We start from the raw sequence: 26,229 nt of genomic DNA, 5'->3' as shown, positions 1-26,229 counted from the left end.
GGACAAAAAAATGATTGCTATTTTTGGTGGCACCTTCGACCCCGTTCATCTAGGCCATATTAATATGGCTCAGCAATGTGTAAGCGCATTTAATTTAAGCACATTGTATTTTATGCCCTGCGCACTACCTGCCCACAAAGCGGCACCAGGTATAAGCACAGAACATCGTGTTAATATGCTCAATGCGGCGATTAAACCGTACCCTCATTTTGCACTCGATTTAAGAGAGCTAGATCGTTCAGGCCCATCATACTCATTACTTAGCCTGCAAGAACTACGTAAAGAGTACCCAAGTACACCTATATTATTTTTGATTGGAATGGATTCATTTAATTCACTTGATAAGTGGTTTGAATGGCAAACAATTACTGAGCTTTGCCATATTGTGGTATATCAACGACCAGCGCAGAGTTGTCAGGTAGCAGGCGAGCTTAAGCACTACATGCAACATGCCCTCGTGGATGACCCCGCTCTTATTACAGAGCACTTAGGTGGTAAACTTTACTTTTTACCGGGTAAAATGCTTGATGCAGCTTCTAGTTCTATTCGTGATGATCTTAAAAAAAGTAACAAAAAGAATGAACTATTACCCGATGCCGTGAGTCATTACATACAAATGCATCAGCTATATCAAATTGATGCTTAAAAATGCCTAGCGTGTTAAAATACGCGCCATTAAATTTTTAAATTGAGACAAAACCTTGGATTCAAAACAACTACTCGCCTTTGCAATGGATAAAATTGACGATATGAAAGCGCGTGACATCGTTGACATAGACGTAACTGATAAATCAGACATTACCGATTACATGGTAATTTGTACTGGCACGTCTAAACGCCACGTTCAATCAATCGCCGACCACTTAGCAAAAGAAGCACGTCATGCAGATTCAGAGCCATTAGGCTATGAAGGCGAAAATGACGGCGAATGGGCTCTGGTTGATTTAGGCGATGTGGTTGTACACGTGATGCAAACTGAAGCACGTAGCTATTACGATCTAGAAAAACTGTGGGGCTAACCACCGACTTGTTAAAAGCAACGCTTGGAAGTTATTCGTGAAAATACAAATGATTGCTGTTGGTACAAAAATGCCAGCATGGGTAGAAACGGGATTTGCTGAATACCAGCGCCGTTTTCCCAAGGATATGGCTTTAGAGCTAATTGAAATACCCGCCGGTAAACGTGGCAAAAATGCCGATATAAAGCGTATTTTACATATTGAAGGCGAAAAAACATTAGCCGCTATTCCTAAAGGCAATCGTATCGTTACGCTAGAAGTCACTGGCAAAGCGCTAGATACTCACCAACTTGCTAAAAACATGGAAAAATGGCAACTCGATGGCCGCGATGTAAGTTTACTTATTGGCGGCCCTGAAGGACTTGCTCCAGAATGCATTGCTGCATCGGAGCAAAAGTGGTCGTTATCGAACCTAACACTACCACACCCTTTGGTGCGAATTATTGTTGCAGAAAGCCTATATAGAGGCTGGAGCTTAAATAACAATCATCCGTATCATCGCGAGTAACGCCTTGCTATGCTAAAACAAAGACCCACTATTCGCGATCACTCCGCAGAAGCAAATTTGTTTGCACGGCGTGCATTTGTGGGTTTTGTTTTTGTATTAGGGTTAGTAGCTGTTTTAATTACTAATCTTTACAATATTCAAGTAAAAGACCACCAAGATTATCAAACCCGCTCCAACGACAACCGTATTAAAGTTATTCCTATTGCACCTAATCGCGGTTTAATTTACGACCGAAACGGTGTACTGCTTGCTGAGAACAAACCCGTTTATAATCTCGAGGTGATCCCCGAGGAGGTTGATAACCTTGAAAAATCACTTGAACAAGTAAGCCAACTAATCACGATTACAGAACAAGAAAAACAAGATTTTTTAAAAGATATAAAAAACACGCGCCGTTTTAAATCGCAAGTACTTAAAGCGCGCCTTGATGAAGCCGATGTTGCTACATTTTCGGTTAACCAGCATAAATTCCCCGGGTTTAGTATCGAGGCCCGTTTAGCACGTTATTACCCATTCGGAGACACGCTTACTCATGCCCTAGGTTATGTTGCAAAGCTAAACCGAAAAGAGCTGAACAAGATCGAACAAGAAGGCCAAGCCACAAACTATCGTGCAACCCACGATATTGGCAAACTCGGTATTGAAAAATACTACGAGCAACTTTTACATGGTCAAGTCGGTTCGCAACGTGTAGAAGTTAATAACCGTGGTCGTGTTATCCGCACCCTGAGTATGCTTCCCCCACAGCCAGGTAGTGATTTAGTGTTAACGCTCGATATCGGCCTGCAACAAATAGCCCAACATGCACTCAAAGACATGCGCGGTGCGGTTGTCGTAATGGATGCAAAAGATGGCGGAATACTTGCGCTATATTCGAACCCAAGCTACGACCCCAATTTATTTGTACACGGTATTAGCAGTAAAAATTATAAGGCACTTCTTAACCCAGATCGCCCACTCATTAATAGAGCTACCCAAGGCCGATACGCACCAGCATCCACCATTAAACCGCATATGGCTATTTTAGCACTTGAAGAAAACATGGTGACGGAAGGGACAACCATGTGGGATCCGGGCTTTTTTGAAATACGAAACGTAGAGCACAAATGGCGTGACTGGAAACGTTGGGGGCATGGCCATGTGGATGTATACAAAGCCATTGAAGAGTCGTGCGATACGTACTTTTACGATACCGCGTACCGATTAGGCATTACAAAAATTAGTAATTTTATGGCGCATTTTGGTTTTGGCGACCTATCGGGTATAGATATACACGAAGAAACTACCGCGATATTGCCTTCAAAAGAATGGAAAGAAAACAGATTTAAAGAGTCTTGGTGGCCTGGCGATACAATTTCTGTAGGCATTGGCCAAGGGTATTGGACCGCAACACCGATTCAAATTGCTAATGCAACTAACATACTTGTTAACAAAGGGGTTAACCACCCTCCTCACTTAGCGCAAGTGGCTAAAAAAGAGGACGATGTGACGCAAATAAATAATGAAGAAAAGCCACCTGTAGTACTGAACAATCCTGACAATTGGCGTATAGCCATAGATGCTATGCATAATACCGTAACTAAAGTCACAGGCACCGCCCACAAGGCGTTTAAGGGCGTAAACTACGACCCTGCAGGTAAAACGGGCACGGCACAAGTTGTGAGCATTGCACAAGGTGAAAAGTACGATGCAGAATCACTTAAAGAGCGACAACGCGATAATGCTATTTATGTGGGGTTTGCCCCTTACAATAATCCTCAAATAGTTGTGTCTATTGTTGTTGAAAATAATGGTGGTGGCAGCACGGTTGGCGCACCTATTGCCAGACAGTTAATGGATTATTACTTTGCAGCTAACCCTGTTGAACTGGCAAGGAATAACACCCTATGACCGCCCTGCATGACAAGCGCTCTATTTGGATGCGCATGCATTTAGATTTGCCTTTACTTATTGCCATTTTACTTATGATGGCTGGAAGCATTACGGTTGTGTACAGCGCAAGTGGCCAAGAGTCAGCGATGATGATAAGACACATGACGCGGATGGGTGTGGCCATCATTGCCATGGTGGTACTTGCACAAATTCCTCCCGCGACACTGAAAAGACTCACTATACCGATGTACTGCGTTGGGTTATTAATGCTGGTTGGTGTGTTGTTATTTGGTGTGAGCTCTAAAGGCGCGCAACGTTGGCTTGATTTAGGGTTAACTCGTTTTCAGCCCTCAGAATTAATGAAGCTTGCAGTACCCATGATGGTGGCTTGGTATATTGGCCGTAAACATTTACCACCACGACCACTACACTTAATTTTCGGCTTTGCGATTGTAATGCTGCCTACATTATTAATTAAAGAGCAACCAGACTTAGGAACATCAATACTGATTGCAAGCTCTGGCATATTTGTACTTTTTTTATCAGGGTTGAGCTGGCGATTAATTAGCTTTTTAAGTGCAGCAGTTGCATTAGCTGCATGGCCATTTTGGCAATACGGCATGCATGCTTATCAACGACAACGCGTACTAACATTTTTAGATCCGGAGAGCGACCCTCTTGGCTCGGGTTATCATATTATTCAATCTAAAATAGCCATTGGTTCTGGCGGTGTCGAAGGTAAAGGCTGGTTGCAAGGTACACAGTCACAACTTGAGTTTTTACCTGAACGGCATACCGATTTTATTTTTTCGGTATTAAGTGAGGAGTTTGGCTTATTTGGTGTCTGCGTTTTACTTAGCTTGTACTTGTTTATAATTGGCCGCAGCTTATATATTGCAGTAAATGCACAAGACGCTTTTGGAAAGCTGTTAGCTGGCGCACTGACTTTAACTTTTTTTGTTTATATATTTGTAAATATTGGCATGGTATCAGGACTACTTCCTGTTGTTGGTGTGCCCTTACCCCTGATAAGTTATGGTGGCACATCGATGATTACGCTAATGGCCGGCTTTGGTATTATTATGTCGATTGCGACAGACAAAAGGATGCTTTTAAAATAATGCAACGTTACGCTCAGACTCTAATAATCATCTTAATCGCTATCACTGTCAGTGCCTGTAGTAGTGGTTCGAGTGGGCGTTACCATATGCGCCATGATTCAGCCCCTCTTAGAGCACCCACAACGCTTGAAATGCAGGATGCTATTGTTACTGAGGTGCAAAAAAGTGCTAGTGCTTCTCGCCCCTACGAGGTGCTAGGTAAACGTTACACCCCAATGCTTGACGAAACGGGTTACAAAGAAGAAGGCATTGCATCGTGGTACGGCAGAAAGTTTCACGGTTACCACACTTCAAATGGTGAAATATACGATATGTTTGCCATGACCGCGGCGCATAAAACATTACCTTTACCTAGTTTTGTTCGCGTTACAAACACGCAAAATGGCAAGTCAGTAATTGTACGCGTAAACGACCGTGGGCCTTTTCATGATGACAGAATTATTGACCTGTCATATGCGGCTGCATACAAGCTAGGCTACTACACACACGGTACAGCAAAGGTTAAGCTTGAAGCGGTTACGCTTTCGAATTCTGCTGCTAATAAAACGTATATTCAAGTAGCTGCAGGCAGTACATTGGCAAATATTGAAGCCCTTGCACAACGCTTACGCCAACAATATAAATTACCAACAAACATTGTAAAAAAAGACACTATTTACAGATTGCATTTGGGGCCAATACAAAACGCCCAACATGCAGAAAAAGTATTAAAAAAATTAAAACAAAATCAATTTCAAAACGCGTTCTTGCTTTACACTCAGTAAGACAAATACCCAAACCAGCCTAACCACACTCGCATCTCGGGGGTGTTTGGGTATAGAATGGCGTAACGCGAATTTTTAACTTTAACCATTAATGAGTATGATGAAATCAATTAAACATAAAATCCTCAAAGGTGTATGTGGCTTAGTTTGTTCAGCCGCCGTATTTTCAGCCAGCGCCCAAATTATTCCGGCACCACCTCAAGTTAATGCAAAGGGTTATTTTTTAGTAGACTTTACAACAGGTAAGGTTATTGCTGAAGGCGAAGCCGATACTAAACTTGCGCCAGCAAGCTTAACTAAAATGATGACCAGTTATGTAATTGGTACAGAAATTAAAGTTGGTAACATAGCCCCTACCGACATGGTTACAATTAGCGAAAAAGCATGGGCAAAAAACTTCCCAGAGTCTTCAAAAATGTTTATCGAAGTGGGTAAGCAAATTAGTGTTGATGAGCTCAATCATGGCATTATTATTCAATCAGGGAATGACGCCTGTGTTGCTATGTCTGAGCACATAGCAGGCAGTGAAAGTGCTTTTGCCGACTTAATGAATGCTCACGCTGCTAAATTAGGTATGACTAACAGCCACTTTATTAATAGCCATGGCCTTGATACTGATGAGCACTATACTACACCACGTGATATGGCCACGCTAAGCGCCGCACTTATCAGAGATGTACCTGAAGAGTATGCTATTTATAAAGAAAAATCATACACCTACAATGGTATTAAGCAATACAACCGTAACTCACTATTATGGGATGAGAGCCTAGACGTAGATGGTATAAAAACAGGCCACACATCTGAAGCTGGCTACAGCTTAGTTACATCAGCCACTAAAAATGGTATGCGTTTAATTGCTGTTGTTATGGGCACCTCAAGCGAGCGTGCACGTAAAGTAGAAAGCAAAAAACTACTTAACTACGGCTTTCGCTTTTTTGAAACAATTACACCTTACAAAGCGGGCGACAGCTTTGCAGAGCAGCGCATTTGGATGGGTAACAAAGAAAATGTATCGTTAGGTATTTTAGAAGACACACCTATCACTATTCCACGTGGTCAGCATAAAAACCTAAAAGCTAACTTTGAGCTAGACAACACCCTTGAAGCGCCATTAGCTAAAGGCACTAAAGTAGGCACTTTATTCTTGCAACTAGAAGGGGAAGACATTGCGCAATACCCACTAGTGACACTTGAAGAAGTGGAAGAAGGCAGCTTCTTTAGTAAAATTTATGACTACTTACGTTTACAGATCATGCAATAACTTGTAAATAACTAAGTATATATAATTTAAGCGCCTCCATTGTGGGGCGTTTTTTTTTGCTTGAAAAATGCTAGAATGCGCCCCATATATGCATCACTGCTAAACGCCTATCTGTATTAAGCTTCGTGCTTTACATAGAGTTCACACTTTTGTATGAGGAGTCACTAACGTGGTTCAACCAGTTAAAAATACTAAATTTGATGAGTACCTAGAGTACCCTTGCCCATTTACATTTAAAATTATGGGTTTAGCCAACGTTAATTTAACAGATCAAATATTAGCAAAATTACAACCTATTGCTCCGGGCGACTACGCACCAAAAGTAAAACCAAGCAGTAAAGGTAATTATGAGTCTGTTACGCTAGTAGCTACGGTTACAAGTGGTAAACACATTGAAGAAATTTACAACGTGATCAGTAATATCGATGACGTACGCCATATGCTTTAAGCCATAGTTGAGATTTGATGTGAGCGAAAACACTTTAATCGTACGCCAATTAGGTCGCCAGCGTTACATGCCTATTTGGCAAAAAATGCAAGACTTTACCGATGCACGTGATGAAAACACCCCCGATGAAATTTGGCTTGTAGAGCACGAAAGTGTATTTACTCAAGGCCAAGCAGGAAAAGACGAGCATTTACTTGCCCCTGGCGACATTGAAGTAATTAAAGTTGATCGCGGTGGCCAAGTTACCTACCACGGCCCTGGCCAACAAATGATGTACGTATTATTTAACCTACGTCGTTTAAAGATAGGTGTGCGTGAACTTGTTACTTGGCTCGAAGAGTGCATTATAGAGTCGCTTGCTGAATACAATATTGAAGCATACGCTAAAGCCGACGCCCCTGGTGTTTACGTTAACGACAGCAAAATTGCATCATTAGGTTTAAGAGTTCGCCGCGGCTGCTCATTTCATGGCTTAGCATTAAATGTTAACATGGACCTAAGTCCATTTTTACGCATTAACCCGTGTGGTTATGCCGGTATGAATATGGTGCAAACAAAAGAATTAGAGGGTCCTCAAAACCTACAAAGCGCAGGTGAAGGACTCGTAAAACACATGATTAAAAAGCTTAATGCAGCACAGGTTAAGCATACTGAAGGGTTTGAAAACGAATGAATAAACCAGTCAAAATGGAACCAGGTGTAAAACTACGCGACGCAGAAAAAATGGCGTTGATCCCCGTTAAAGTTTTGCCAACAGAAAAAACTGAAATGTTGCGTAAGCCAGAGTGGCTTAAAATTCGCTTACCAAAGTCAACAGAGCGTATTGACGGTATTAAACAAGCCATGCGTAAGCACGGCTTACACTCAGTATGTGAAGAGGCATCTTGCCCAAACCTATCAGAGTGTTTTAACCACGGTACAGCAACCTTTATGATTTTAGGTGCTATTTGTACGCGTCGTTGCCCATTTTGTGATGTTGCTCATGGTCGCCCATTAAAACCTGATGCAGCAGAGCCTGAAAAGCTTGCACTAACTATTAAAGACATGAAGCTTAGCTACGTTGTAATTACTTCGGTTGACCGTGATGATCTTCGTGATGGCGGCGCACAGCACTTTGCCGATTGTATCCGTGAAATTCGTAAGCACAACCCAACCATTACCATCGAAATTTTAGTACCCGATTTCCGTGGTCGTATGGACCGCGCACTAGAGATTTTAATTGAAACGCCACCTGATGTGTTCAACCATAACTTAGAAACAGCACCGCGTTTGTACAAGCTTGCGCGCCCAGGTGCCGATTACAAATGGTCGTTAGAATTACTTCGTCGTTTTAAAGAAGCACACCCAGAAGTAAAAACTAAATCTGGCTTAATGGTTGGTTTAGGTGAAGAGATTAGCGAAATAGAAGAAGTACTTCGTGATCTACGTGCTCATAACGTTGATATGCTAACCGTTGGGCAATATTTACAACCTTCTAAGCATCACTTGCCAGTTAAACGTTACGTGCCGCCTGCAGAGTTTGACGCGTTGAAAGAGTACGCTGATGAAATTGGCTTTACACATGCAGCCTCTGGCCCATTCGTTCGTTCAAGCTACCACGCTGACCAACAAGCTGCCGGTAAAGAAGTAAAATAGTTACTTTTTAAAACGCATTAAAAAAGCCCTTAGCAATTAAATTGCTAAGGGCTTTTTTGTGGATTTTATATTTGTATTATGTCGATTACTTTATTAAAGAACCTTTCTTAATCACAAAATCAGCAAATCGTACCTGCTCTTCTTCAGCGCGAAGGCTATCGGTCTCTACTATTGAGCGGTAAATTCCCCATTTAGGGCGTGCAAAGTCATCATCGCTTACGCCTCGCCACATATCTATATTTTGCTCGTTTATATTCAATAGCTCTTCATTGTCGCTTAAGCGGGTAAGGATCATCTCAAATTGCCCCTCCTCGCTAAATGTGGCTTGAACAAAAACCTGTATCCACTCATCGGTTATAAGTGACCAATCTGTTTCTAAAAGGTTTTTATCAAGCCCTGTACTGTTACCGTTTTCATCAAAACCTGCGCTATATCTTACTTGTAACTGGTTCCCTGTACTGTTTTTTTGAGCACCAGAGAGCGTAATGATAGGTTGATCGTCGTTGCCATTGGTATTGTCGTTGGTATCGTTACGGGCTTTTATTTGGAAAAAGTGACTGAATTTACTCGTTAACTCAAGCTCACTACTTACTTTAAACTTCCAGTTGTATTGTACGGTTTCATTTTTAAAAGCAAGCGTTGCCGGGGGGGATTTATCATAGGACTTAATTTCGTTACGCTGACGATCACTTGGGCCTTTGTCTTTATCTTGGTCTTCATCGCGATGAGCTAAAAATACAAAGTGATTACCTACTATAGCGTCTGTATCTTCCACTATATGTATAACACCTTCGTGATTACCGCTATACATATCAGGCGATTCAATTGAACCTTCACTAAATACATTTTCTATCAAGGTATAAGCGCTGAGCCCTAAATTAACGCCATCAGCATTTAGGGTTATTTCATCGCTTACTACAAAATTACCTGGCTGTACTACGCCAACAACGGTAATGCTTATTGTCGCTTTAGTTCCATCAGCAGAGCTAATGACTATTTCATCAAGTAATGTGTCCCCTATATCTAAAGCGGTAACGTTTGTGTCAGCGAGGTCCAAAGTGTAAGACCAACTACCATTACTTGAAAGATTAAATATACCATAACGTGTTTGACTGCTCGTCTGAGTAATAAACACCGCCTCACCAGCTTGCTCATCTGTTATAGAAAGCTCACCCACGACTGCACTTTGACGATTGCTTTCTATATTTGCTGATATTTCCCCACTGATAATTGCGGCAGATTGTACCGACAGCTCAGTGCTGACTAACTCATTTTTCGAACTTGAACTCCCACAGCCCAATAGTGAAAAACTTAAAAAGCACACAGTATAGATATTTAATACACTCAAACGAAATATCGACATAACAAACCAGCCCAACACATTAATGGTAAGTAAACTTTTAAAAATATAACTTACCAATTATTAATTTTAATAACTAGTTATTTATTACCAATAACTCATTATTCGCTTTTAGGGCTAGTTAAGTGTTTTAAACTAATAGAAGTAACGATGCTAAAAATATAATTAGGTTAAAACCAAGTTACTTGAGATAATCTAACCGATACCATTATTTAGGTTAAATATGAAATTATTAGTTCGTAACTTATCTCGCACTACATCAGAGCAAGATCTTCGTACATTGTTTTCAGCGCACGGCAAAGTGACTACCTGTAACTTAGTACTCGATAAAGAAACCGGCCAATCTAAAGGATTTGCCTTTGTAGAAATGCCAAACGATATTGAAAGCAAAAGCGCTATTAAAGCACTTAATCAATTAACCGTTGATAAAAGTAAGATTCGCGTAAAATACGCAGATGAAAAATAGCTGTTAGCTAAACACGTTTTTAAACCAGCTAAATGCTGGTTTTTTATTGTTGGTATTACTTTTTATCAATCTCATCTTCCCTAAAATTGATGGTTTTAAACTACTTTAACTATATGTTTAAAGTTCAATCCATTAATTTATATTAATTTATTAAAGCTACTTCCAACCTTGACGCCATTTTTCTGTGTTTTTGAGATCGCGCCATTTAATTGGGTATTGGTTTTTAGAAAACACAGACTCAGTAACACACGCTATCACTTTAGCATCTTCATCGTACTCTACCTCCACAATTACAAAATGCTTTTCTTTATTAATGGCAGGCGTTGCAGTCCATTTGCTATTGAGTAATTTTTTTGGGTTTATGTTATTCATAAAATGTAAAGTTTCTTATCAATTTGTAAGGCTTAATACGCACAATCATGTTCTCAAGCTCAATTAGTCACGCTTCTTAAAGGCGTTAACGACTTCTCCAGTAACAAAAAACCGAATAAATTTCTTTATTCGGTTTAAGAACGCTTAATGCTATGGCACTACCTAGATAGTGTAATAATTAATAAAGCTTAATCATCCTCAATATTGTCTAGGCCTTTAGTACCCTCTTTTGGCTTAAGTTTGTGATGAATAGCCGACTTAATTAACATATAGCCACTTATTGGCGCGGTAATTAATAGAAATATAGTGATCAATATTTCCTTAACGCTTAAACCCGTTTCAGAGTTTGCAAAAAATACCATCGCGGCAATTAATATACTTGCCATACCTAAAGTGGTGGCCTTTGTTGGGCCATGTAAACGCATAAAAAAATCGGGCAGTTTTAATAAGCCTAACGAACCAATTAAAATAAACGTGCCGCCAAATAACAATAAAATTGATACAACCCACTCACTAATCATCTTGCCACCCTATTCAATTATATCGCCACGTAGTAAATACTTACACACCGCAACAGTGCTTACAAACCCTAACATAGCTATCAACAATGCAGCCTCAAAATACAAGCCTGTTCCCATACTTATGCTGTATAAAACAATAAGTGCAATAACATTAATATACATAGTATCAAGGGCTAAAACTCTGTCAGGAATCGAAGGCCCTATAATAAGGCGCCACAAATTAAGTAATAAAGAGAGCCCTATCATGGCAAAAACGATAAGTAATACGGTATCTAACATTGAAATATCTCCTTTAGTGGAGCTTCGTAACGCTTTTTAATATGCTTGATAAGCTCAGCTTCGTTATCAAGGTCAAGTACATGTATGAGCAAATAACGCTGTGTCATTTCCTCGCCCTGTGCTAACGATTCAGGAATAGGATACACCTCCGCACTTACAGTACCGGGTGTTAACGACACACTGCTTGCTAAAATTGTAATCGGCATATCGTGTGTTAAGTCTAAGGGGACTTTAATAAATGCGGGGCGTAATTTTTTAGAAGGCCCAACAATTAATAACGCAACCTGTAAGTTAGCTACAATAATATCGTAAAGTACAATTAAAAATTGTTTTAGAGCTAACCCTGGCTTTAATATAAGCGGCTGAGGGTCTCTAAACGAGAAGCTTAAAATAGGAATAAAAATAGCAAAAAATGTTGCCAGTACAATATGACCAACCGACACACTATTATTGAGCAACAACCATACTATAAACAAAAATAAGCTACGAAATGGTGTTGGTAACCAACGAAAACGGGCTTGCAGTCTCATTACATGCCTCCTTTTAGTACAGCATTTATGCCACCGCTAATATCATGTAATTGCGTAGCAGCACCTACCATGTATTCGCTAATCGGCCCGCCAAAAATAACTAATAATGGCGAACATGCGAGTAACCCTATTATTACCGTAACCTGTAATGGGTTTGCATCAGCGCAGTCTGGGCTTTCGCTGCGTTTATCTTTTCTTTCCCAAAACAAGCTTGTACCCGCACGAGAAAGTGCAACTAGCAATACAAAGCTTGTTATTAAATAAACTGGCCAAAATACTAAAGCCTGCTCACTATTTAACGTCGATTTTAGTATCCATATTTTACCCACAAAGCCAGATAACGGCGGCATACCTACCACAGTTAAAGCGGCAACAACAAAACATGCTCCAAGTAAAAGCGGCTGTTTAACTGCACGCCCACCAACAAGCCTGTCGGCAACTTTACCACGTTGCTTAGCAATTAAGTCGGCTAATAAAAATAACGCGGCACTCACTAATGTTGAATGCACTAGGTAATACAATAATGCAGCCGTTGCATTTACATTTTGTAAAGCCACTAGCGCAACTAATGTACCTACCGACACTAAAACTAAATTAGCAGTTAACTTACGCAAGTCTTGCGCGGCTATTGCGCCCATAGCTCCGACGATAATAGTGGCAATTGCTAATCCCCAAAGCCAAGGTTGTACCATGTGCTCAAGTGCACCCGCCTGTTCACCAAATATAACGGTGTAAACACGCAGCATGGCATATACGCCCACCTTAGTCATAATAGCAAATAAGGCTGCAACAACAGGTTTAGCGCTTGCATACGTATTAGGAAGCCATAAATGTAGGGGCAATAATGCGCCTTTTAAAGCAAATACAATAAGTAGTAATAAACCACCGGCTTTAGCAATAAATACATCGTCACCATTAAGCTGTGATACCTTTTGCGCCATATCAGCTATATTCAATGTACCTAATACGCCATATAAAATACCTAAACCTATTAAAAATACACTTGAGCCCACTAAATTTAAAATGACATATTGTAGCGCTGCACGTGTGTTTTGTTTGTCGCCACCGTGCATAAGTAATGCATACGATGCAATAAGTAAAACTTCAAAAAATACAAACAGGTTAAACAAATCACCCGTTAAAAAAGCGCCGTTAACACCCAATACTAAGAAATGAACTAGGGGGTGATAAAAGCTCCCTTTTTCATCATCGCCCGCACTGCCATATAAAATGGCCCCAAGCCCTAAAAACGAGGTTAGTGCTACGAGTAATGTTGATAAATTGTCGGCCACAAGTACTATCCCAAAAGGGGCCGACCAATCACCAATGGCATAAACACTGATACCCGTATTGTAAATATGCATTAATAAAAACACACTGACGGCAAACGTAATAAGCGCCATAGCATTTGATGCGTAACGGCGAATTTTTACACTTTTACCACACGGTGGAAGTAACAAAATAACCGCTGCAAGCATAGGTAATAAAATAGGTAAGGATGCTAAATGTTGAATCATTTTTGCTCCTTAACTACAGCAGCTGATTTAACTGGGCTTCCATCAACATGATCGCTCCCTAAATCAGCACGTCCACGAATAGCCAAAATAACCACAAATGCTGTCATAGCAAAACCAATTACAATAGCGGTTAAAACCAAGGCTTGAGGAAGTGGATCGGCGTAATCAGCTCCGGTACCAAGTACCACTGCTTTATTTATAGTTAAACGCCCCGATGAAAATAAAAATAAGTTTACTGCATACGAAATCATGGTAAGACCCAGTACTACAGGAAACGTCCGTGCTCTCAACAGTAAAAATATACCGCAGCTAACTAATACACCAACGCACGATGCGTATAATAGCTCCATTAAATATTCACCTCTTTTTTAGGGGCATCGGAAGTCATATTACCCAAACTAGCTAAAATCATTAATGTTGCACCTACTACAGTGAGGTACACGCCAAGGTCAAACACAATTGCACTAGCAAGTTCTGTTTTACCTACAAACGGAATATCAAAGTAATCAAACCACGTGGTTAAAAATGGTCGACCGAAGAACCAGCTACCTACACCGGTAAACATTGCGATACCTATCCCCGAGGCAATAATTTTACGGTAGTTGATGTCAAAACGCTCGGTGATCCAGTTAGAGCCATGTGCCATGTACTGCAATATGAAAGCAATTGACGTAACCAAACCAGCAATAAAACCACCACCTGGTAAGTTGTGACCACGCAAGAATATATACGCTGATACTAACAACGCCAACGGCAATAAGCTTTGTGAAATACTTGCAAGTAATATTGGGTAACGCTCACGCGCCCATGGACGTCCTTCGCTATCACTGGCAGGCATAAATAATGGGATACGTGAAAGCACTTTAAATATACCTAATGCGGCTATACCCAGTACCGTTATTTCACCTAGGGTGTCAAATCCCCTAAAGTCGACCAAAATAACGTTAACCACGTTTGTACCGCCACCACCTGTTTTGGCATTAGCGATAAAGTAATCAGAAATAGAATTTAACGGACGCGTTAATATCGCATAACAAATACTCGCAACCACTACACCAATAGTAGAGGCGATTCCTAAGTCGCGCAGTACTCGCAACGAGCTAGACTCTTTAGGCGTATGCTGAGGTAAAAAGAACAACGCAAGCATAAGCAATATAATAGTGGCCACCTCAACAGTAAGCTGAGTTAACGCTAAATCTGGCGCAGAAAAACGAGTGAATAAAACCGACACCATTAAGCCTACAATAGACAGCATCAACAGTGCGACCATTCTCGACCTGTGCCAAATAACGGTGGCTATTGCGCCAATTATTAATAAACCAGCACCAATTGCGTTATGCACATCAACAGGTGTGCGCGGCATACTGCCAGCTAATTGTTGCATTTCAAATAATGGCCAACCGGCACAAAGTAAAACGACACCCAGCATAATAACCAAATAGCGCTGTAAAGAACCATTTTCAGTGCTGTTAATCTTGCTCTGACACCATGCAACTACACTCAGCACTGCACGTTCAAAGGTTTTTTTAGCATTAAGTGTGGGAAGTGATGCCTGAAATTGAAATAAATATTTGCGATTCACGTAAATAAACAAACCACCTACAACGGCCATTGCACTCATCAGTAACGGTAGATTAAAACCATGCCAAATTGTTAACTTGTACTCTGGCATCGCTTCCCCTAACACCGCTAATGACGCCGCAGATAAAATACTATCAACAGTAAAGCTTGGGAAAATACCCACCAAAATACACAGCACAACCAGTATTTCTATTGGCACACGCATATAACGTGGCGGTTCATGCGGTGTTCTAGGTAAGTCTATTGGGTCGCCGTTAAAAAATACATCGTGAATAAAGCGTGCTGAATAAGCTACTGCAAATGCACCTGCCACCGTTGCAAGTACCGGTATTAACCATGACATAGATCCAAGTACTTGCTGATGTAGTGTTTCGGCAAAAAACATTTCTTTAGATAAGAAACCATTGAGTAGAGGTACACCCGCCATAGCTGCAGCAGCAACCATTGCAAGAGTTGCGGTATAAGGCATAAACCGCCACATACCATTAAGTTTACGCATATCACGCGTGCCTGTTTCATGGTCAATAATACCAGTAGCCATAAATAACGACGCTTTAAATGTTGCGTGGTTAATTATATGGAATATGGCTGCAACCGTTGCAAGCTCGGTATCAAGGCCAAGCAATAGCGTGATCAAACCTAAATGGCTAATTGTCGAATACGCAAGTAACCCCTTTAAATCGTGCTTAAATAACGCTATGTAAGCACCAAATAACAATGTAGCTAAACCAGTTAAACCAACTAATAAAAACCACATTTCGGTTCCAGCTAAAGCTGGATAAAAGCGCGCAAGTAAAAAGATACCGGCTTTAACCATCGTTGCTGAGTGCAAGTAAGCGCTAACGGGCGTAGGTGCTGCCATTGCATGAGGTAACCAAAAATGAAACGGAAACTGAGCCGATTTAGTAAATGCACCCAGCAATACTAAAACAAGTGCTAACTCGTATAAATCATGGGATTGGATAATGGCTTTACTTGCCAAAATAACATCCAAGTCATAACTGCCAACAATATCACCTAGTAACATTAACCCGCCAAGTAGTGCTAAACCACCCGCACCCGTTACGGCTAAAGCCATTCGCGCGCCCTTACGCGCTTCAGATTTATGCCACCAATAACTTATCAATAAAAAAGAACTGATACTGGTTAATTCCCAAAATAGCCATAGCTGTATAACGTTATTAGACATAACAATGCCTAGCATTGCCGTCATAAATAACATTAAGTAGCTATAAAGCTTAGCCATTGAGTCATTGGCGCTGAGGTAATAACGTGTATATACAATAACAAGCAAACCAATGCCTAATATCATAAACATAAACAAGAGGCTTAAACCGTCTATACGAAGCGATAAATCAAGACCAATAGAGGGGATCCACGCTAAGGAATAGCGGATAGTTTCACCGGCAAGAACCGCTGGTGCATGGTATAAAGTAATCCCCAAAGCGGTTAACGGTGCAAGCACAGTAGCAAATGTACTTTGATTGCGAGAAAGTTTGCCTGTGAATGCAGAAATAACACTGCCAATCAAGGATAACAAGGGTATCCAGAGCAAAGTCATAATGTAGGGCCTTTTATAATCATAAGTTTATCAGGGCGCCACTTTTATACATTAAGTGATGCTTTTACTGCCTGTTTTTAAACGACATTAATGGTAATAGTTATACTCAATAACAGATATTTTGTCTATAAAAAGCGAAGCATGTTGAGTTAATTTTAAGTGAGAAAATAGGGACTTAAAAACCAATGGTTATAGACATATTAACGCTTAATTTTATCTATATGTGCTAACCAAAGGGCCCTGTATTGATCAGAGAGCTTTATCTGTTGATATTCTAGAATTGACCAGTCTTTACTTGGTTTGTAGGCTACACCGCCACTCTGGCAGCTTTTACTTCTATGCCAACCTTTTGGTGATTTTTCATCTTTTTGTGCAATATATAAGTTAGGAGCAACTAAGCCTCTCATTTTACACAGCCAAGCCTGCTTAGCTTTGGGTAAAACATACTCATCTTCAAAGCCATTAAAGTGCATTAGCTCATGCAAAAAAATCCCATAATTGGCGTCTGAATTTAATTGCATAATGCCGCGGGTAACATTAGCACTTCCATATTTGGGCATCATTACAACAAAATCGAATTTTCTTAAAAATTGTTTATTTATTAAAGTAGATTGCCAATCACAATTAGCCGCTTTGCTCATGCTATTGTTGCACTTTAAAGCACCACCCACATACACGGGCTTACTAAAGCAAAAAGCGTCCGGTCTTGGCTCCGGATTTTTATTATAAGTTTTGATTAATGCCGATAACTTATAAAGTCCACTTCGATGATCGCTCATCGTTAAAACGTTAAACTGACATTTTCTATTTACCGCAATAATAGAGTTTAACGATAAAAAGCCCAATGAGTGCAAAAATGGTTCGGGGATCTGTGTGTGAATAACACCATTGTGTAAGTTAAGGTGATTTAATACAAAACCAGGCTCTAGGTAGCCTAACGTGTTTAATAATTTAAGATCGTCCCACTGCTTATTAACAAGTAATTGCTGGGCTAACTTGGCAAGCTGAAAATTACTTATTTTTGGTAAACTCAGTCGCCAAAATAACTTCGCTGCTTCAGCTTGGTCTTTTTTGATCAGGTGTAAAGAATACTCGTATTGAGCAGAAGGTATGTGATGCCTAGCAAGCAAGCCAAGAGTCTTTTTAGGCAGTTTATTTATATTTGCTAAAAAGTAGCGAGGAAACTGCCAATATAATTGTAGCGGTTCGGCTTTGGCATTTAATACCTGCCAAAAGCCAATGCCACCATAGCTGTTGCTCGACCCTGCAACCAACAAGCTAAAAAGTAATGCTAATGTTGTTCTTAACACACTAACTTGCGTCTGCTTCCATTAAAAGTTCAAGCTCTAAGCGGGCATATTTATATTCTATAAACTCATGTACATTAGTAGATAGTGCTAATCTAAAATAATCAGCGGCAACATAGGTATCACCCGCTGCTTGATGTAGCTTTGCTAAGTAAAAATAGGCTTCGCACAAACGCTGGGCATACTCTTGCTCTGACTTCACGCCATCACTTACACCAGATAAAAATGCATGCTCACTCATATCACCCGCAAAAAGTGAGATTAACTGATATGCCCATTGCGAATCATCAAGTGCCTTAGAGTTAGTTTTTAGTTCAGCAACTGCTGAATCTTTGTCTAATTTAGCTTGTGCTAAATACACCCACAAAACGCGATACGGGTCGTTAGGAGAACGCGCTAAAAATTGACTGAAGTCTGTTTTTGCAATACTGGGCCTATCACCATAATAAAGCGCAATACCGCGGTTCAAGTAAGCGTATTCGTGTTCTTCATCTAGCTCTAACGCAGAATCAAAAAGCTCATATGCTTTTTCATATTGCTGCATTAATGTGTGTTGAATCCCTAAAAAATTATACACCTCAGCTAAGTCAGGCTTAAGTTTTACCGCACGGTTAAAGTCAATACGCGATAAAGTTGTCATACCTAAACTATCGAACAGCACTCCGCGGTCGTAATATAACTTTGCTTGTTGCTCTGGCGTTAAATCAGCTCTATTAAGTAATTCTGAATAACGTGCGATAGCTATTTCACTGCGAAAATCAGACGCTAAGGGCGCAGTGAAAGGCACGTTTACTACAGGTGCTGATTCTGATTGGGTTGTTGTTTGGCAAGCGCTTAAAGACAAAATAGCAAAAGACGCCAAAGCAATGTGTTTGAAAATCATTAAAATCCTTAATACCAAGGTTGGTAGCATTATGACTGACGACGAGTGATTTGGTTCATAGTTGCACATACACTATGTATCATCGCAAGAAATTTAGCTTCCTTGAATAATCTATGTTTAAATTCAAGTCCCTCATTAAAGCATAAAAAAAGGGGCTAAACAGCCCCCTTTTATATTATCCAGAAAATATCTGGATTGAGTATTAGCAATTAAGCGTCAGTTGACGCATCTGCCGCTGGTGCAGCTGATTCCATTGCTTCTTTAATACTAAGACGTACACGACCTTGACGGTCTACTTCTAGCACTTTAACTTTAACTTCTTGACCTTCGCTAAGGTGATCAGCAACGTTATTAACGCGCTCTGTGCTAATTTGAGAAATATGCACTAAACCATCTTTACCAGGAAGAATATTTACAAACGCACCGAAATCTACAATACGTACAACTTTACCTTCGTAGATAGTACCTACTTCAAGTTCTGCTGTTAATTGCTCAATACGGCTGATTGCATTTGCAGCGCTTTCACCGTCAGTAGCGGCAATTTTGATTGTACCGTCATCACCGATTTCAATGGTTGTGCCTGTTTCTTCAGTAAGTTGACGAATAGTAGCGCCACCTTTACCAATAACTTCAGCAATTTTCTTCTGTGGAATTTTCATTGTGTAAATGCGCGGAGCAAACATTGAAAGCTCTTCAGAAGGAGCAGAAATCGCTTCGTCCATCACTTCTAATATGTGTAAACGTGCTGCTTTTGCTTGTTTAAGCGCAATTTGCATGATTTCTTGTGTGATACCTTCAATCTTGATATCCATTTGCAATGCAGTGATACCGTTAGTAGTACCCGCTACTTTAAAGTCCATGTCACCTAAGTGATCTTCATCACCTAAGATGTCAGAAAGAACAACGAATTTCTCGTCTTCTTTAACTAGACCCATAGCAATACCTGCAACAGAGGCTTTAATTGGAACACCCGCGTTCATAAGTGCTAGTGATGTACCACACACAGACGCCATTGAAGATGAACCGTTTGATTCAGTGATTTCAGATACAACACGGATTGAATATGGGAAGTCAGTCAATGTTGGCATTACTGCTTGGATACCACGCTTAGCTAGGTTACCGTGGCCAATTTCACGACGCTTAGGTGAACCAACAAAACCAGTTTCACCTACACAGAATGGAGGGAAGTTGTAGTTAAGCATAAAGTGGTTTTTGTGCGTGCCCGTTAAATCGTCGATTAACTGTGAATCACGTTCTGTACCAAGCGTTGCTGTTACTAATGCTTGTGTTTCACCACGTGTGAAGATAGCAGAACCGTGAGTACGCGGTAATACGCCAGTCATTACGTCTAGTGCACGGATCATATCTGGTTCACGACCATCGATACGTTTTTCGCCTGCAGCGATACGGCCACGAACAATTTTCTTCTCGAGTGAACCGAATACTTTACCCACTTCTTGCTTATCAAGCGTTTCGCCTTCAGCAAGCTCGCTTGAAAGTGCTTCGATAACTGCATCTTTAGCTACGCCAAGTGCTTCTTTACGCGCTACTTTATCAGTAATACGGTAAGCTTCGCCTACTTTATCAGCGGCAAGTTCAGCTACTTTCTCTTCAAGCGATACGTTTTTCTCAGGTGCAGTCCAATCCCAAGTAGGCTTGCCTGCTTCTGCTTTAAATTCGTTAATAGCATTGATGATAGACTGTGATTGCTCATGGCCGTATACAACCGCGCCTAGCATTACGTCTTCGGCAAGAACGTCTGCTTCTGATTCAACCATAAGTACTGCGTTATCAGTACCAGCAACAACTAAATCAAGTTGGCTCTCTTCAAGTTCTTTTAACGTTGGGTTAAGAACGTATTCGCCACCAATGTAACCAACACGAGCTGCACCAATTGGACCGCTGAACGGGATGCCAGAGATAGCAAGTGCTGCTGATGTACCAATCATCGCAACCATATCAGGTTGGATTTCAGGGTTTACAGATACAACAGTTGCAATAACTTGTACTTCGTTTACGAAACCATTTGGAAAAAGTGGACGAATTGGACGGTCAATAAGACGTGCAATTAGTGTTTCGCCATCGTTAGGACGACCTTCACGCTTAAGGAAACCACCTGGGATACGACCTGCAGCGTACATACGCTCTTGGTAGTTAACTGTTAGTGGGAAGAAGTCTTGACCTGGCTGTGCTTCACGCTTACCAACAACCGTTACTAGTACTGACGTATCGCCAATGCTTGCTAGTACTGCGCCGTCTGCTTGACGTGCGATTGCACCTGTTTCTAGGGTTACAGTGTGTTGACCTAGTTGAAATTCTTTTATAATTGCTTGCACTTAAAATATCCTTTAAATCTAAATAAGTGTTCCATCAAAGTACCAATTACAGTACATAATTGTATTCAGTTGGAAATCAATTAAGTACTACAATTGGCAATGATGTTAATAACCGTAGATAAACCTTTTTATCTACGCGCACAGTATATACCAAAGCCACGTAAAAATGCGAGTCCAGCAAACAGTTTTAGTTTGTGTGTTTGGCATCTAATTGGCTCGAATTAATGAGAGCGACTACAGATAGCTTTAAAGGTGACATTGCGATGCAATTTGTTAAATTTCAGGCACAAAAAAAGGAGCTAAAAAGCTCCTTTTCTCGTAATCAAGTTCTTAGCGACGTAGGCCAAGTTCTTTGATTAGTGCAGTATAACGCGAGATATCTTTACCTTTAAGGTAATCAAGCAATTTACGGCGAGTGCTTACTTTACGAAGCAGACCACGACGTGAGTGGAAGTCATGCTTGTGATCAGCAAAGTGACCTTGAAGCTTGTTGATATCAAAAGTAAGTAATGCTACTTGTACTTCAGGTGAACCAGTGTCGCCTTCAGCACGTGCGAATTTAGCAATGATATCGATTTTTTCTTGATTGCTTAGTGACATAGTAACTCCAAAAATTAAATTTAAAAGGTGTCTTAGCCGATCACTAATTCAGCCAAAACGATTAAGCGGGCGTATTCTACCAAGTATAATAATAACTACAAGTTAAACTTTACTCTGCCTGCTGGTTTGATAGACCGCGTTTTGATTTTAAATGGCCATCAGGGTTTTTCTCGCCTGTGCCTATAAACACACCATCGGCTAATACCTTTATTGCACCATCAGGTAATTCTTTACCAAGAACTACAGCTTGCCCATGGCTAAATGAAACACCCTGCTCTTTAGTGATTTCCACAACCGGTAAATCAACTAGAGCGGTGTCCATTGGCAAAAGCAGTTCGTCAAGGTAGGTTGACGGAACGGTTTCTTCGTCTTTTGCTTTAGCTAGTAACGATTCTAACTGCTCTATCGATACCATTTTATCTGTGGGGTAATGGCCAACAGCCGAGCGATGAAGCATAATTACATGGGCACCACAGCCTAAGTTTTCACCTAAGTCATCAACAATAGTACGAATGTAAGTCCCTTTAGAAACGTGAGCTGTCATTTGTACTTCATTATTCGCTTCATCAAACTCATCAAGCGTTAGGCTAAATACATTTATTTTTCTGCATTTTCGAGGAACTTCAATCCCTTCACGCGCATATTTATACAAAGGTTTCCCTTCATACTTAAGCGCAGAATACATCGATGGATACTGATCAGATTCACCTAAAAACGCTGAAATTTCTTGCTTTAATTGCTCAATAGTTACATTTACATCTCGCGTCTGAACTATTTCACCATCAGAGTCTGATGTTGTTGTTCTTTCACCTAACTTAGCACGCACAACATAGGTTTTATCGGTATCAAGTAAAAACTGAGTAAACTTAGTCGCTTCACCAAAACAGATTGGCAGCATACCGGTAGCAAGCGGATCGAGTGCACCTGTGTGCCCCGCCTTTTGGGCAAAATATATACCTTTTGCTTGCTGTAATGCCTTATTTGACGAAATACCTTTGGGTTTATCTAACAACAAAATCCCGTCTATTGCACGGCCCTTACTGCGTCTTGCCATCGCTATATGCCTTCTTAGCTATCTTTATCATCTGCTTGTTTAATGTTGTCACCTGAGTTCGACGCATCATCAACACTACTATCGTCTTCATTGACGTGTTTTGCGTTATCTTCTCTGATGATTGTGTCCACTAAGTTAGAGATACGCATCCCTTCCATTAATGAATTATCAACCACAAACTTTAGCTCTGGCATAATACGAGCACGAATACGCTTGCCTAAAAGCGAACGAATATAGCCCGTAGCTTCGTTAAGTACTTTTGCGCTTTGCTTTGCTGCATCTTCATCTTTTGTGTTAAACACAGTGATGAAAATTTTTGCATAAGATAAATCGCGCGATACTTCTACCGCAGACACTGTCACCATGCCTAAGCGCGGATCTTTAATTTCGCGTTGTAAAATCACAGCAATTTCTTTTTGGATTTGCTGGCCAACACGATCAGTGCGAGAAAATTCTCTCATGAAACTTGTCCTAAAAATGTAACTTATTGAAATTTAATAATAAGCTAATTAAGTAATAGATACACAAATGGGGGCTAAGCCCCCATTTATTTGTTTAGTGAGCTAACTGTTATAAAGTACGTTGTACTTCAACTGTTTCAAATACTTCGATTTGGTCACCAACACGTACGTCATTGTAGTTCTTAACACCGATACCACATTCCATACCATTACGCACTTCTTGCACATCGTCTTTAAAGCGACGAAGTGATTCAAGTTCGCCTTCGTATATAACCACGTTATCACGTAGTACACGGATAGGCGCGCTGCGCTTAATAACACCTTCAGTCACCATACAACCTGCAATTGCGCCAATTTTTGGTGATTTGAACACGTCACGAACCTGAGCAAGACCAATAATTTCTTGCTTAAATTCTGGTGCAAGCATACCTGACATCGCTTGCTTAACTTCTTCGATTAAGGCGTAAATAACGCTGTAGTAGCGTAAGTCTAGGTTCTCAGAATCAATCACTTTGCGTGCAGATGCATCAGCACGAACGTTAAAGCCAACAACAATCGCGTTAGATGCCGCAGCAAGCGTTGCATCTGTTTCTGTGATTCCACCAACGCCAGACCCCACAATCTTCACTTTTACTTCGTCAGTAGAAAGCTTAGTTAGTGAATCAGAAATCGCTTCAATAGAACCTTGAACGTCTGCTTTAAGTACCACGTTAACTTCAGAAACGTCACCTTCAGCCATGTTAGTAAACATGTTTTCAAGTTTCGCTTTTTGCTGACGTGCTAATTTAACATCACGGAATTTACCTTGACGGTATAATGCAACTTCACGCGCTTTACGCTCGTCTTTAACTACCGTTGCTTCATCACCGGCTGCAGGGATACCAGATAGACCTAAAATCTCTACTGGAATAGAAGGGCCTGCAGACTTGATATCTTTACCGTTTTCATCGCGCATAGCACGAACACGGCCATACTCAAGACCACATAATACAATGTCACCTTGGTTAAGTGTACCTGACTGAACAAGGATAGATGCTACTGGACCACGACCTTTATCAAGACGAGATTCAATTACAACACCTGCAGCCATACCTTGACTTGGTGCAGTTAGTTCTAATAGCTCAGATTGCATAAGTACTGCTTCAAGTAGTTCATCAATACCCAAGCCTGTTTTAGCTGAGATATGAACGTACTGCGTGTCGCCGCCCCATTCTTCTGGGATAACGTCAAGCTGTGCTAGCTCGTTCTTAACGCGATCTGGATCTGCGCCTTCTTTATCCATTTTGTTCACAGCAATGATTAAAGGAACACCCGCTGCGCGAGCATGCTGTACCGCTTCTTTAGTCTGTGGCATTACACCATCATCGGCTGCAACTACTAGGATTACAATATCTGTTGCTTTAGCACCACGAGCACGCATTGATGTAAACGCGGCATGACCCGGAGTATCTAAGAATGTGATCATGTTGCCATTTGTTTCAACATGGTATGCACCAATATGCTGCGTAATACCACCAGCTTCGCCTGAAGCAACTTTTGCTGAACGAATGTAATCAAGCGTTGATGTTTTACCATGGTCAACGTGACCCATTACAGTAACAACTGGAGCACGAGGCTCTGACTTACCATCTTCATGACGGTCGTTAAGTACTGTTTGCTCTAATTCGTTTTCTTTAACGATGATAACTTTATGGCCCATTTCTTCTGCTACAAGTTGCGCAGTTTCTTGGTCAATAACTTGGTTAATTGTAACCATGTCACCCATTTTCATCATTGTTTTTACAACTTCAGCGCCTTTAACAGCCATGCGTGATGCAAGCTCAGCAACTGTAATTGTTTCGCTAATACGTACTTCATTTTTTACATCAGCTGTTGGTTTTTGGAAACCATGTTGTAATGATGCAGGTGCTTTTAGCTTACCTTTTTTACCCTTAGACGCTGCAAACTTATCTTTTGCTGGCGCTTTTTTCTTTTTCTTAGCACGGCGAGAGCCTTGCTCTTCACGAGCATCAGCTACATCTTCTGCTTCACGTGCGTAAGTTGAAGTCGTAAGGTGGTGATCTGCTGTTTCTTCACGCTTCTTACGCTCTTCCTCTTCTTTCTTCCAACGAGCCGAGTTTTCTTCAGCTAGTTTTCTTGCTTCTTCTGCCTGACGTTTCGCTTCTTCTTCAGCTTTCTTCAATGCGGCCTCTTCTGCTTCTTTTTGCAGACGCTCAGCTTCGATGCGATCTTTCTCAGACTTAGCACTTTGCTCTGGGGTCATCTGCTTTTGTTTCGCTTTACGTTCAGCGTCTGCTTTACGTTTAGCTTCTTCTTTGGCTTTACGATCAGCGTCTTCTTTCGCTTTACGTTCTGCCTCTTGTTTTGCCTTTAACTCAGCTGCAGCTTGTTCAGCTTTTTGCTGCTCTTCAAGACGGGCTTTTTCTTCAGCGGCTAAGCGTTGCTGCTCTTGCTCTTGTTCCATCGCGCTTTTCTTCACGTATGTACGTGTTTTGCGAACTTCAACCTGAACCGCCTTCGCTTTACCTGTAGAGCCAGTCACATTTAATGTGCTTTTGCTCTTACGCTGTAAAGTCATGCGTGCAGGGCCTTCAGAGCCCGTGCCGCCATGTGATTTGCTTAAATGATCAAGTAACGTTGCTTTTTCAGCTTCAGTTACATTATCAGTTGCCTGCTTAGTGATACCCGCTTGCGAAAATTGCTGTAGCAATTTATCAACAGTTGTACCTATATCGCCGGCTAGTTTTTCAACATTTACTTCTGCCATAGT

General features: G+C 40.9%; 26 protein-coding genes. 11 read left to right on the top strand and 15 right to left on the bottom strand.

Going from position 1 to position 26,229, the window contains the following annotated elements:
- Positions 1 to 10: 10 nt before the first annotated feature.
- From nadD to lipA, 10 genes are all read left to right on the top strand, one after another.
- Positions 11 to 646, top strand: coding sequence for a nicotinate-nucleotide adenylyltransferase (gene nadD, locus R0J88_RS12890; RefSeq protein ID WP_410900110.1), 636 nt, complete (start codon positions 11 to 13; stop codon positions 644 to 646).
- A 55-nt stretch (positions 647 to 701) separates the two neighbouring features.
- Positions 702 to 1,019: a ribosome silencing factor gene (rsfS, locus tag R0J88_RS12885; RefSeq protein WP_006793397.1), complete on the top strand. Its 318-nt coding sequence runs from the start codon at positions 702 to 704 to the stop codon at positions 1,017 to 1,019.
- Positions 1,020 to 1,056: 37 nt separating this feature from the next.
- On the top strand, positions 1,057 to 1,527 hold the full coding sequence (gene rlmH / locus R0J88_RS12880; protein ID WP_002958522.1) for a 23S rRNA (pseudouridine(1915)-N(3))-methyltransferase RlmH: 471 nt from the start codon (positions 1,057 to 1,059) through the stop codon (positions 1,525 to 1,527).
- Positions 1,528 to 1,536: 9 nt separating this feature from the next.
- Positions 1,537 to 3,417: a penicillin-binding protein 2 gene (gene mrdA / locus R0J88_RS12875; RefSeq protein ID WP_410900109.1), complete on the top strand. Its 1,881-nt coding sequence runs from the start codon at positions 1,537 to 1,539 to the stop codon at positions 3,415 to 3,417.
- Complete coding sequence (gene rodA, locus R0J88_RS12870; RefSeq protein WP_006793395.1) at positions 3,414 to 4,520, top strand: rod shape-determining protein RodA; 1,107 nt, start codon at positions 3,414 to 3,416, stop codon at positions 4,518 to 4,520. Before mrdA ends, rodA begins: the two co-directional genes overlap by 4 nt.
- Positions 4,520 to 5,284 carry a septal ring lytic transglycosylase RlpA family protein gene (locus R0J88_RS12865; RefSeq protein ID WP_410900108.1) on the top strand — a complete coding sequence of 255 codons (765 nt, stop codon included), beginning with the start codon at positions 4,520 to 4,522 and terminating at the stop codon, positions 5,282 to 5,284. Before rodA ends, R0J88_RS12865 begins: the two co-directional genes overlap by 1 nt.
- 100 nt (positions 5,285 to 5,384) lie before the next feature.
- Positions 5,385 to 6,548, top strand: coding sequence for a serine hydrolase (locus tag R0J88_RS12860; RefSeq protein WP_008128128.1), 1,164 nt, complete (start codon positions 5,385 to 5,387; stop codon positions 6,546 to 6,548).
- A 169-nt stretch (positions 6,549 to 6,717) separates the two neighbouring features.
- On the top strand, positions 6,718 to 6,996 hold the full coding sequence (gene ybeD, locus R0J88_RS12855) for a DUF493 family protein YbeD (protein ID WP_006793392.1): 279 nt from the start codon (positions 6,718 to 6,720) through the stop codon (positions 6,994 to 6,996).
- A gap of 19 nt (positions 6,997 to 7,015) precedes the next feature.
- On the top strand, positions 7,016 to 7,669 hold the full coding sequence (lipB, locus tag R0J88_RS12850) for a lipoyl(octanoyl) transferase LipB (protein ID WP_410900107.1): 654 nt from the start codon (positions 7,016 to 7,018) through the stop codon (positions 7,667 to 7,669).
- Positions 7,666 to 8,631, top strand: coding sequence for a lipoyl synthase (gene lipA, locus R0J88_RS12845; protein ID WP_004585911.1), 966 nt, complete (start codon positions 7,666 to 7,668; stop codon positions 8,629 to 8,631). Before lipB ends, lipA begins: the two co-directional genes overlap by 4 nt.
- Before the next feature lie 85 nt (positions 8,632 to 8,716).
- Here lipA and R0J88_RS12840 read toward each other — a convergent pair whose 3' ends face one another.
- Positions 8,717 to 9,994, bottom strand: a complete 1,278-nt coding sequence (locus R0J88_RS12840) for a VCBS domain-containing protein (RefSeq protein ID WP_410900106.1) — start codon at positions 9,992 to 9,994, stop codon at positions 8,717 to 8,719.
- 220 nt (positions 9,995 to 10,214) lie between these two features.
- On the opposite strand from R0J88_RS12840, the gene R0J88_RS12835 reads away from it, so the two are divergent.
- Positions 10,215 to 10,457: an RNA recognition motif domain-containing protein gene (locus tag R0J88_RS12835; protein ID WP_006793389.1), complete on the top strand. Its 243-nt coding sequence runs from the start codon at positions 10,215 to 10,217 to the stop codon at positions 10,455 to 10,457.
- Positions 10,458 to 10,613: 156 nt separating this feature from the next.
- Here R0J88_RS12835 and R0J88_RS12830 read toward each other — a convergent pair whose 3' ends face one another.
- From R0J88_RS12830 to infB, 14 genes are all read right to left on the bottom strand, one after another.
- A complete protein-coding gene (locus tag R0J88_RS12830; RefSeq protein WP_410900105.1) occupies positions 10,614 to 10,829 on the bottom strand; it encodes a TIGR02450 family Trp-rich protein in 216 nt (71 codons plus the stop codon).
- A 188-nt stretch (positions 10,830 to 11,017) separates the two neighbouring features.
- Positions 11,018 to 11,350, bottom strand: a complete 333-nt coding sequence (locus R0J88_RS12825) for a Na+/H+ antiporter subunit G (RefSeq protein ID WP_006793387.1) — start codon at positions 11,348 to 11,350, stop codon at positions 11,018 to 11,020.
- 9 nt (positions 11,351 to 11,359) lie between these two features.
- Complete coding sequence (locus tag R0J88_RS12820; RefSeq protein WP_006793386.1) at positions 11,360 to 11,629, bottom strand: K+/H+ antiporter subunit F; 270 nt, start codon at positions 11,627 to 11,629, stop codon at positions 11,360 to 11,362.
- Positions 11,623 to 12,159 (bottom strand): Na+/H+ antiporter subunit E, encoded by a 537-nt coding sequence (locus R0J88_RS12815; protein ID WP_006793385.1) that lies wholly within the window; start codon positions 12,157 to 12,159, stop codon positions 11,623 to 11,625. Before R0J88_RS12815 ends, R0J88_RS12820 begins: the two co-directional genes overlap by 7 nt.
- On the bottom strand, positions 12,159 to 13,676 hold the full coding sequence (locus tag R0J88_RS12810) for a monovalent cation/H+ antiporter subunit D (RefSeq protein WP_305397867.1): 1,518 nt from the start codon (positions 13,674 to 13,676) through the stop codon (positions 12,159 to 12,161). Before R0J88_RS12810 ends, R0J88_RS12815 begins: the two co-directional genes overlap by 1 nt.
- Positions 13,673 to 14,026 (bottom strand): Na+/H+ antiporter subunit C, encoded by a 354-nt coding sequence (locus tag R0J88_RS12805; protein WP_006793383.1) that lies wholly within the window; start codon positions 14,024 to 14,026, stop codon positions 13,673 to 13,675. Before R0J88_RS12805 ends, R0J88_RS12810 begins: the two co-directional genes overlap by 4 nt.
- On the bottom strand, positions 14,026 to 16,818 hold the full coding sequence (locus R0J88_RS12800; protein WP_248518442.1) for a monovalent cation/H+ antiporter subunit A: 2,793 nt from the start codon (positions 16,816 to 16,818) through the stop codon (positions 14,026 to 14,028). The genes R0J88_RS12805 and R0J88_RS12800 overlap by 1 nt, the downstream gene beginning before the upstream one ends.
- A gap of 200 nt (positions 16,819 to 17,018) precedes the next feature.
- Positions 17,019 to 18,128 (bottom strand): hypothetical protein, encoded by a 1,110-nt coding sequence (locus R0J88_RS12795; protein ID WP_410900104.1) that lies wholly within the window; start codon positions 18,126 to 18,128, stop codon positions 17,019 to 17,021.
- A gap of 1 nt (position 18,129) precedes the next feature.
- Complete coding sequence (gene nlpI / locus R0J88_RS12790; protein WP_006793380.1) at positions 18,130 to 19,008, bottom strand: lipoprotein NlpI; 879 nt, start codon at positions 19,006 to 19,008, stop codon at positions 18,130 to 18,132.
- Between the two features lie 209 nt (positions 19,009 to 19,217).
- Positions 19,218 to 21,344: a polyribonucleotide nucleotidyltransferase gene (gene pnp, locus R0J88_RS12785; RefSeq protein WP_010555982.1), complete on the bottom strand. Its 2,127-nt coding sequence runs from the start codon at positions 21,342 to 21,344 to the stop codon at positions 19,218 to 19,220.
- Between the two features lie 330 nt (positions 21,345 to 21,674).
- Positions 21,675 to 21,944: a 30S ribosomal protein S15 gene (gene rpsO / locus R0J88_RS12780; RefSeq protein WP_006793376.1), complete on the bottom strand. Its 270-nt coding sequence runs from the start codon at positions 21,942 to 21,944 to the stop codon at positions 21,675 to 21,677.
- A 109-nt stretch (positions 21,945 to 22,053) separates the two neighbouring features.
- Positions 22,054 to 22,998 (bottom strand): tRNA pseudouridine(55) synthase TruB, encoded by a 945-nt coding sequence (truB, locus tag R0J88_RS12775; RefSeq protein WP_410900103.1) that lies wholly within the window; start codon positions 22,996 to 22,998, stop codon positions 22,054 to 22,056.
- A 14-nt stretch (positions 22,999 to 23,012) separates the two neighbouring features.
- Complete coding sequence (gene rbfA, locus R0J88_RS12770) at positions 23,013 to 23,459, bottom strand: 30S ribosome-binding factor RbfA (RefSeq protein ID WP_006793374.1); 447 nt, start codon at positions 23,457 to 23,459, stop codon at positions 23,013 to 23,015.
- 109 nt (positions 23,460 to 23,568) lie between these two features.
- Complete coding sequence (gene infB / locus R0J88_RS12765) at positions 23,569 to 26,226, bottom strand: translation initiation factor IF-2 (protein WP_006793373.1); 2,658 nt, start codon at positions 26,224 to 26,226, stop codon at positions 23,569 to 23,571.
- Positions 26,227 to 26,229: the final 3 nt, after the last annotated feature.

Origin of the sequence: Pseudoalteromonas sp. SIMBA_162, assembly GCF_046535955.1 — a bacterium.
Lineage (GTDB): Bacteria > Pseudomonadota > Gammaproteobacteria > Enterobacterales > Alteromonadaceae > Pseudoalteromonas > Pseudoalteromonas marina.
The sequence above is the reverse complement of the archived record's forward strand: the minus strand, read 5'-3'. Positions and strand labels throughout refer to the sequence as shown.